This is a genomic window from Gordoniibacillus kamchatkensis, from assembly GCF_000829455.1.
GTDB lineage: Bacteria > Bacillota > Bacilli > Paenibacillales > NBRC-103111 > Gordoniibacillus > Gordoniibacillus kamchatkensis.
In genome coordinates, this window is sequence record NZ_JXAK01000111.1 from 1 (window position 1) to 9,562 (window position 9,562).

General features: G+C 45.5%; 9 protein-coding genes. 8 read left to right on the forward strand and 1 reads right to left on the reverse strand.

Translation table 11 applies throughout. The features are described from left to right. A partial coding sequence (locus SD70_RS31675) for a helicase-related protein (RefSeq protein WP_041052589.1) occupies positions 1-3,058 on the forward strand: 3,058 nt, incomplete at its 5' end. Positions 3,059-3,466: 408 nt separating this feature from the next. After that, positions 3,467-3,745 carry a hypothetical protein gene (locus SD70_RS31680; RefSeq protein WP_041052590.1) on the forward strand — a complete coding sequence of 93 codons (279 nt, stop codon included), beginning with the start codon at positions 3,467-3,469 and terminating at the stop codon, positions 3,743-3,745. Between the two features lie 139 nt (positions 3,746-3,884). On the opposite strand, the gene SD70_RS31685 is transcribed toward SD70_RS31680, so the two are convergent. Continuing rightward, positions 3,885-4,124: a helix-turn-helix domain-containing protein gene (locus SD70_RS31685; RefSeq protein WP_041052592.1), complete on the reverse strand. Its 240-nt coding sequence runs from the start codon at positions 4,122-4,124 to the stop codon at positions 3,885-3,887. Between the two features lie 374 nt (positions 4,125-4,498). Between SD70_RS31685 and SD70_RS31690 the strand changes: the two genes are divergently transcribed. From SD70_RS31690 to SD70_RS31715, 6 genes are all read left to right on the forward strand, one after another. Next, positions 4,499-4,858: a response regulator gene (locus tag SD70_RS31690; protein WP_041052594.1), complete on the forward strand. Its 360-nt coding sequence runs from the start codon at positions 4,499-4,501 to the stop codon at positions 4,856-4,858. 29 nt (positions 4,859-4,887) lie between these two features. Next, positions 4,888-5,724 carry a flagellar assembly protein A gene (locus SD70_RS40030; RefSeq protein ID WP_041052596.1) on the forward strand — a complete coding sequence of 279 codons (837 nt, stop codon included), beginning with the start codon at positions 4,888-4,890 and terminating at the stop codon, positions 5,722-5,724. 14 nt (positions 5,725-5,738) lie between these two features. Continuing rightward, on the forward strand, positions 5,739-6,743 hold the full coding sequence (locus SD70_RS40035) for a FapA family protein (protein WP_041052597.1): 1,005 nt from the start codon (positions 5,739-5,741) through the stop codon (positions 6,741-6,743). Between the two features lie 8 nt (positions 6,744-6,751). Further along, positions 6,752-7,759 (forward strand): HD-GYP domain-containing protein, encoded by a 1,008-nt coding sequence (locus tag SD70_RS31705; RefSeq protein WP_231571717.1) that lies wholly within the window; start codon positions 6,752-6,754, stop codon positions 7,757-7,759. A 258-nt stretch (positions 7,760-8,017) separates the two neighbouring features. Then, the gene (locus SD70_RS31710; protein WP_041052599.1) at positions 8,018-8,302 is read left to right on the forward strand and encodes a hypothetical protein; all 285 of its coding nucleotides are present in this window, start codon (positions 8,018-8,020) and stop codon (positions 8,300-8,302) included. Between the two features lie 49 nt (positions 8,303-8,351). Beyond that, positions 8,352-9,302, forward strand: a complete 951-nt coding sequence (locus SD70_RS31715; protein ID WP_041052601.1) for a DUF3991 and TOPRIM domain-containing protein — start codon at positions 8,352-8,354, stop codon at positions 9,300-9,302. Positions 9,303-9,562: the final 260 nt, after the last annotated feature.

Below are 9,562 nucleotides of genomic sequence, written 5' to 3' on the forward strand. Positions count from 1 at the left end.
ACAGTTTGCGGCATACGATGCCGAACGTTACGGCGAAAACGTCAAAGCGCTTGAAGCGGTGCAGCCGAAAGACCTGGACGCCTCCGAAATTGATGTCCGTTTGGGCGCAACCTGGCTGCCGCCGGAAGACATTCGGCAATTTCTGTTTGAACTGGTGGACACGCCGCCGATGTACCAGACCTACATCAACGTGATGTATTCCGAATATACGGCTGCCTGGAACGTCAAAGGCAAAAGCGATGACCGCAGCAACAATATCAAGGCGAACGTCACGTACGGCACCAATCGCGTCAATGCGTACAAAATTCTCGAAGATACGCTGAATTTGCGTGACGTGCGCGTATTTGACACCGTGTATGAGGATGGCGTGGAAAAGCGTGTGCTGAACAAGCAGGAAACGGCCATCGCCCAGCAAAAGCAGGAGATGATGAAAGAAGCGTTCCGCGACTGGATATGGAAAGACCCGCAGCGGCGCGAACGGCTGACGCGGCTGTACAATGACCGGTTCAATGCCATCCGCCCACGCGAATACGACGGCAGTCATATCCGATTCACCGGGATGAACCCGGAAATCCGGCTGCGCCGGCACCAGGTCAATGCGATTGCCCGGGCGCTGTACGGCGGCAACTCCCTTTTCGCTCATTGTGTCGGCGCAGGAAAAACCTTCGCGATGACCGCCGCAGCGATGGAGAGCAAGCATTTGGGACTGTGCAACAAGAGCATGCTGGTCGTTCCGAACCATCTGACCGAACAGTGGGCGGCGGAGTATTTGCAGCTATATCCGTCGGCGAATATTCTGGTGGCGACCAAAAAGGACTTTGAAACGAAAAACCGCAAAATGTTTTGCGCGCGGATCGCTACAGGCGATTATGATGCCATCATCATCGGCCATTCGCAGTTTGAAAAAATACCGATTTCGACGGAGCGGCAGCGACAGCAACTGTACGAACAGATTTCGGAGATTACAAGCGGCATCCGGGAACTCAAGGAAGCCAGAGGCGAACGCTATGCGATCAAGCAGCTTGAAAAAACGAAAAAGACGCTGCAAATCAAGCTGGAGAAGCTGAACGATACCAGCCGGAAGGATGATGTCGTGACCTTTGAAGAATTGGGCGTAGACCGGCTATTCGTGGACGAAGCCGATTCGTACAAAAACCTGTTTCTTTATACGAAAATGCGCAATGTGGCCGGACTGTCGCAAACCGAAGCGCAGAAGTCGTCGGACATGTTTGCCAAATGCCGCTATCTGGACGAACTGACCGGAGGCCGGGGTATCATCTTTGCGACGGGGACGCCAATCTCCAATTCGATTACCGAGATGTATACGATGCAGCGCTACTTGCAATATGAGCGGCTCAAGCGGCAGGGATTGCAACATTTTGACGCATGGGCTTCGACATTTGGTGAAACTGTTACGGCGATCGAGCTTGCGCCGGAAGGAACGGGCTATCGGGCAAAAACCCGGTTTGCCCGTTTTTACAATTTGCCGGAACTGATGAATATGTTCAAGGAAGTGGCCGACATCCAGACGGCTGACATGCTCCAGCTTCCCGTGCCGAAAGCCCACTTCCATAATGTGGCCGTGCCGCCGAGCGATTTTCAACGCGACATGGTTGCGGATCTCGCCCGCCGCGCCGAACGGGTGCGGGCGAAAGAAGTGGAGCCGCACGAGGACAACATGCTGACGATCACCAATGACGGACGCAAACTGGCGCTCGATCAGCGGCTGGCGAATCCCCTGCTTCCCGACGACGAAGGCAGCAAAGTCAGCGCCTGCGCGGACAATATCTACCGGTATTGGACGGAACATCAGGAGCAGCGTTTGACCCAGTTGGTGTTCTGTGATTTGTCCATTCCGAAACAGGATGGTGCCTTCAATGTGTACGACCAGCTGCGGCGCAAGCTGATGGAGAAAGGTGTTCCTGCCGAGGAAATCGCCTATATTCACGACGCCAATACCGAGGTCAAGAAAAAGGAATTGTTCTCCAAAGTACGCAGCGGACAGGTTCGGATACTGCTCGGATCGACGTTCAAGATGGGGGCGGGCACGAACGTGCAAACGAAGCTGATTGCCCTTCACGACCTCGACTACCCTTGGCGTCCGCGCGACCTGGAGCAACGCAGCGGGCGTATTATCCGGCAAGGCAATCAGAACAGCGAAGTGCATATTTTTCGCTATGTGACGGAGAACACGTTCGACGCGTACCTATATCAGACACTGGAGAACAAGCAGCGCTTCATTTCGCAGATCATGACCAGCAAGTCGCCGGTTCGTTCCGCCGAGGATATTGACGAGACGGCTCTCTCCTATGCCGAGGTGAAGGCGCTGGCGACCGGCAATCCGTACATCAAGGAGAAAATGGACCTGGACATCCAGGTATCCAAACTTAAGCTACTCAAAGCGAACCACTTGAGCCAACGTTATGCACTGGAAGATCGTCTGCTCAAGCTGCTGCCGCAACAGATCAAGTCCACCGTAGAACGAATTGCCGGCTATGAACAGGACGTTGCTTTGTATACACGTTCTCTGTCATCCGAGGCGGATGGGACAGATAAATTTCCCGGCATGGTCATCAAGGATTTCACCTATACGGAGAGGGCGGCAGCGGGCGCGGCTTTGCTGGACGCTTGCAAAGGAATGACATCGCCCGATCCGCAGGAATTCGGCAGCTACCGGGGATTTTCCTTGTGGCTGTCCTTTGACAGCTTCCATAAGGAGTACAAGGTCACGCTTCGCGGCGCGCTCGGTCATACGGTGACGCTCGGAGCGGATGCAGGCGGTAACATAAGCCGCATCAACAATGCCTTGTCCGACTTGCCTGCGAAGCTGGAGCATGCCCGCGAGCAGCTTGCCACCTTGCGTCTGCAAATGGAAACGGCGAAGGAACAAATCGCGGCTCCATTTGAGAAGGAGCAGGAGCTGCAAACGAAATCGGCGCGGCTTGCGGAACTGAATGCCCTGCTGAATATGGACAAACGGGAGAACGAAGCCGTGGACAGCGTGCCGGACGAAGAACCGGAAGCGCTGGAATGGCGGATGGTGAGCCGTGAGCGATAACGGGTTGATACCATCGTTCCTCTTCTTGCTTCCTGTTATAGTGGAAGCAGGAAGGGGACGTACTTGGAATCGACGTATTTATCACGAATGGAGGTCGTATTCGACCAGATTGAAAGCGCTAGCGAGGAGATATACGTGCGATTTTTCCAGCAGTAAAATTATCTCCGAAATATTCCGATGATGGCGAGTTGGGGGTTGCACCATCAACCGATGATCTCAACAATACTACTCTCTCTAAAGCTCCATTGGTGAGGATGCCGTATGAAATTTGGATCAAGGAACTGTTGGAGATGGAGAGTTAAGAATCAGGAAAGTAAACTGTAAACATAGAAGAGTTCCAATAATTACTTGAGGTACCCCTCCTGTCGCTGTAACATCGGTACATTCTGAATGAAAGGAGGGTTAAATATGCATCATATAGGTCCAGAATGGTTAAGACCAGCTTTTGATCAACGCTTTATTGAAGTTGCTAAGGAAGCTGGAAGTCAAATGGAGGTTGAACAATTCCGATTTAGGCAGAACGAAATACAAAAGCTGCTTAAGGATGAATTATCACAAGCCCATTTGGATCTTCTTCTCGAGTGGGAAGACATTTTTAACCATCGGTGTACACTTGAAAAAGAGTGGGTATATTTTGCTGGTCTAAAGGATGGAATGCAATTATTGCGGAGATTCAGTAACATCTAAGTCGATCTACCGGTATAAGTAAGAAAATCGCATTGTCGGGGTATCAATTCCCTACAATGCGATTTTTTACTAAGGAACACAGGGGGCAGAGTCAAATCTTCGATCTTCTTGTTGTACTCAAATGCGTTTATTATTGCTGTTATGATTCATTCTTATTTTCGCATTCAAGCTCGACAAGTTGAATTATCACGGAAGCTTTGATGTTTAGAGCTTTTGACAAGGCAAATAAAGTGGAAATGGTCGGCTGATGAATACCTCTTTCCAACATTGAGATGTAAGTTCGATCAAGATTACTTCTAAAGGCAAGTTCCTCTTGGCTCAACTTATTATTAATCCTCAACGTTTTCAGAATTTTAGCAAACGATAGTTCAATTGCCATAGTTGCCCCCCTTTAAAGCTTTATCTTTAGTTAGTATGGGGGGAATTACTACGGAGTATACTCTACAAAATGGGTTTATTTAGATGAATATCTGTAGTAATATTGAACCATACAAATATTACGTCGATTCTTGTCGTTTTTGTGTTAGGTGATGTTAAAACTATACTTGGATTTTGACAAATTTTTGAGCTGTTTTCGTTTTGTAAATATAAAAGCTAACTTTAAAGTTCTCATAAACGAAACGGAAACGCTATTGAAAAGAAGGGGGGTGAAATTTTGGGACTAGGGAAGACAATTCTACGGTAGCCAAGTTACCGAAGGTGAGTTGAGCCTCTAAAACATTACTTTCTTGATTTTCTATTGGAGGGATGCCTATGGCGAGAATTATGATCGCAGACGATAATCCTTCTGTTCGATTATTGATTTCAGCCCTAGTTACGGATGCAGGTCATGAAGTCGTTTTACAAGCGAAGAACGGTCAAGAGGCATTAAACGCTTATTTCAATGCAAAACCCGATTTGTTGATAGTCGATTATCGAATGCCAGTCATGGATGGCATTTCACTTATAGAAGAAATCACAAAAGTTGATCCTGAAGTCAAAGTCTTGCTGTGCACTGCTTCCACTGATGCGTTAGGAAATGATTCTAGATTGATTAAAGGCATTGCGGTTATTTCAAAACCATTCGACAACAATGAATTTTTAGGATTAGTTACAGTTGCTCTAGAAAATTAGTTCTCACTGCTGTCGATGAGGTGATTCGTATGTCAGACTTTATCAGTGAGCAAGAAGTATTGAAGCTAATGAAGAAACTCGACCAAGATTCCCAAGAGTCGGAAAGTGAACGGATGGGGTCATCTTCTGTAAGGGGGATTAACAATGGTCAAGTAGTGGATGGATATATCAGAGTTGAACACGGTAAAATCATCGTCGTAAATCCCTTAAATGGGGGTAAGGTTCCGACTATCGAGGCCCATTCACCTGTGATCCTATTTGTGGATGGTCAAGAGATCCACAAAAGGATTAAAGTATCATCAGAAAGCGTCATTGAGTGGAAGATTGAAGAAAAGCCATTATTCGAGATTGAAGTTTCAGAAGATAAGTTAACAGCGTATTTAATTGTTCATCGTCCACAGAGGTATGCGTGGGTGTTATCTGATAATACCTCAACTTTAGATTTGACCCTTACTGCCAAAGAAGATTCAGCGATTATTTTGGAAACACTAAACTTGCAGGATATTCTCGCGGTTGTTGAAAACATGAATATCAAAATGAATCTTGATGTTGCAGTTATTCAAACCGAGATTATTCAACCTACATATAGACCAGTGACCATCGCCAGAGGAAAAGCCCCGGTGCAGGGTCAAGATGCTCGTTTAGATATTTTCTTTTCGGAAAATATCGAGAACATATTTACAGAGGTAAGAGGTTTTGTGGATTTTAAGAATCATTTGAATATTCCTTCTGTCAAAAGCGGAGATGTAATAGCAAAGAAGACACCCCCCGTAGACGGTCAGGCAGGTATGACGTCTTTGGAAATATATTACTTCCTGAACCTGTTCACGATATTCGCATTGCTGGGAAAGAAAGTGTTGAAATAACACCAGACGATATCGTGATTGCTCGGAAAGAAGGAAGACCGCGAATAACTGGTAACAAGATAAAGTATTTCGATATTAACACCGCCTTCATTGTACCAGGGAATGTTGATTTGCAAACAGGTAATATCGTTTTTGCTGGAGACGTTATTGTGTATGGCGATGTCATGGACAACATGATTATTGAGTCACTTGGGAACATTTATATATCTGGCAGTGTCTTCAACTCAACCTTAACGGCCACAGGAAGTATTGCAGTGAAGGGTAATGTAATTGGAAGCAATCTTTATTCGGGATATTTCGGCATGCTTTTCAACAGACTTTATAACGGTTCCAAACAGTTGTTGGGTTTCCTTGAAAAAATGGCAGAAAGTGTAAAGTTGTTAATGAATGAAATTAGTAAAAAGAAACTACAAGTTAAGTATGGACAAGTATTATTGTTAGTAATTGAGAGCAAATATCAGCAGGTTTGGGAAGTTGTGAAGGAACTGCTTGGCGTTATTTCAAGCCTTCAGACTTATAATAAGGACGCTATGCAGCAATTGAAAGATTATTTGGAATTATTCTTGTTGCCGACTAAGATTGTTAAAGTGATGTCAGTTCCAAGAATGGAAGATTTCATTCGAGTATTGAAAGAAGCTTACATGAGAGTTGCGTTAAGCCAAGAATCACAAGTTCAGATAAATATTAACCAAGCTCAAAACTCTACATTAAAGTCAAATGGGGATATTTTGATTCGAAGAGAAGGTGTTATTCAATGTGATCTATATTCCGCGGGCAATATCATCTTCTTCCTAGATAATTCTGTTTGCAGAGGCTCTAATCTTGAAGCTGGTGACACCATTTCTGCGATGTATGTAGGTGGAATCACTGGAGTTGGAACAATCTTAAAAGCAACAAAAAAGGTTATTGTAAAGAAAATGTTTGAAGGTAGAGTAACTGTTGATCGGTATAGTACAGATATCTTTGAGCCAGTAGAAGAAATGACTTTTGATCGTACTAGTATCATACGACTGGCTTAGGAAAGTGGGTGATTCCTATAGACAATACATCGTTTATTGGAAGAAAATTAAATACCAATATTTATTCTAGGCAAGGCAGCTTGCTTTTACCTAAGAACAGTGTATTAAGTTACCATAATCTTGACCTCTTGAATCAACATGGTATTAATTTGTTGGATGAGGACACCCAACTTGTTACCGAATTTATAATAGATGAAACAATCTCCGAGGTTCATTTTATATACGAAAAGATAAATCATAGCGCCGAGAAGCCTTCAAATCAAATGATTCGTCAAAAGGTAATGCCAAAGATCCATGAATTGTGTTCCAATTATAATTTTTCAAATGTAATATTGGGATTAAGAAAGAAAGATAATTATACGTATCGACATTGTATTGGCGTTTCGGTGCTATCCTATTTTATTGGAAAATGGTTAGGTCTGAAAGAGACGGAGTTAAATGACCTTGCTGTTGCGGGATTGTTACATGATGTAGGTAAGACAAAAATATCTGACTCGATTTTACTAAAGGCAGGTAAATTAAGTTCGGATGAGTATGCTGAAATGCAGCTTCATACGGTGTACGGGTATGAGATGATTCTTAGACTCCCAGACATGACGGATCAACAAGCTCTGGTTGCCCTACAACATCATGAACGAGAAGATGGTAGCGGCTATCCTTATAGGAAGTCTAGTGAAGAAATAGAATATTTTAGTAAGATTGTGGCTGTTGCCGATGTGTTTCATACGATGGTTTCAGAGCGGGTATATAAGAAAGCAATCCCATTATTCCAAGTATTACAGGAGATTTATCAAAGAGCATTCGGATTGTTTAACCCTGTGATCGTACAATGCTTCATTACTAACTTGATGAACAGAATGATTGGAGATTCAGTTCTGTTGTCAGACGGTAAAGTGGCTCGAATTGTGATGCTCCATCCAGATGACCTGATCAATCCGTTGGTTGAATCGCAAGGGAAATATTATGATTTAAGGCGGTCTAAAAGTAAAATCATGGACTTTGCCAGTATCCAATAATAATACCGAACTAGTTTACTTTGATAGGTTCATTTAGAGATGTATCTTTCGTGCTTTTCGACCTAAAACCGGATACATTATTTTTGAAAGCTTGTTGCGCTTCATCGCGCGGCAGGCTTTTTTGTAGTTTGGGGAATTATGACTTCGATGCGTAGCATTTACAGGTCGAATATAGGCGAATGTAGGTCACTTGTTAAAATCACATGACGAAATGGACTCCGATTTAGAGGTCCTTTTCTCATTTCCGGAGGAATGAACATGTTGTATGACATCCCAAGCGGCGGATGCTTTTGTCCGATTCTACCGCCTTTTTGTTACGGAACCGGCTTGATCGAGGAGGGAGAAGCCGTGCCATCGTTGGAGTTGATATCCAAAGAGAAGAACGGATTTGGCGACACGTATTATTACATCCGCGACTCAAACGGGGTAACCAGTCATGTTTATGAAGGCGATTTAGACGCATTCATGAAAAAGAATGGAGTTACGAAGTTGAAGGAAGGCAGAGCTTATACGTACCCCAAAAAGCGGGGTAAGGCACGATGAACAATATACCCATCGGACGCTGCTTCGATTTCCAAAAGGGGCTGCGGCAATGAGCTACGTAAACAAGGAACAGATCGAACGTGCAAAAAGATTGGATTTGCTCACGTATTTGCAAATGTACGAGCCTGCGGAACTGGTACGTTGCTCCCGCAATGTCTATACCACCCGAACACATGACAGCTTGAAAATTTCCAACGGCAAATGGTACTGGTGGTCAAGGGGAATCGGCGGGCGCTCGGCGCTGGATTACTTGATCAAAGTGCGCGGCATGTCTTTTCCCGATGCGGTGCTGCAAATTGAAGGCGTTCATCCGGGCAGCGCACCTGCATTTTCGCAATCTTTGCAACAACGCTCTTCTCCAGCGCGGTTTGAGCTTCCAGAACCGAATCATACATCGCATCGCGTCATGGCCTATCTCAGCAAACGTGGTATCCATCGCACGTTGATCGACTACTGTCTCGAAACGGGGCGCTTGTATGAAAGCCGACGCTATCACAACGCGGTATTCGTCGGTTTTGACCGGGAAGGGACGCCGCGCTATGCGGCGATACGCGGTACGACAAGCACCCGCTATATGGGGGAAGCGGCTGGCAGCGACAAGCGGTATTCGTTTTCTATTCCGGCCTCGGAAAACAGTACGGTACTTCATCTGTTTGAGAGCGCCATTGATCTTTTATCTTACTGTACGCTGGAACATCTTGCCGGCCGGGATTGGCGGCAGGCGCATAAGCTGTCGCTGGCCGGCATATACAGGCCCAGGACAAATGGGGAGGACTCTACTCCCCCGTCTGCCCTAACGCATTACTTGAAGTGCTTTCCCCAAGTAAATCGACTTGTTCTGCACCTGGATAATGATGAGCCGGGGCGATTGGCGGCAGCCACGATACAGAGGCTCCTCTCCCCCGCCCTTCTCATATCCGATGAGCCGCCTAAGTTCGGAAAGGATATAAACAACGATTTGATGGAATTCCGACGAAGACGCGGTGAACCATCCCGATAGCGGTAGACGCTGAACGGTTGGTGTCTTTTCTTTTGGGTTACGGAAAATTTTCGCAGCATGTGGATAAGATGTGAATAGAGTGAGGATAAGCGCAACCGCATTGATTGTATAGCATGTAATAGGTATAATAAAATCAATATACAGCTATGCAAGGAGTGACCAAGATGATTATCAAGCCTTCTGCCAGTATCCGGCAAAACTATAATGAAATCGCCGATCTATGCAAATCGTCCGGGGAACCGGTGTATCTGACCAAGAAC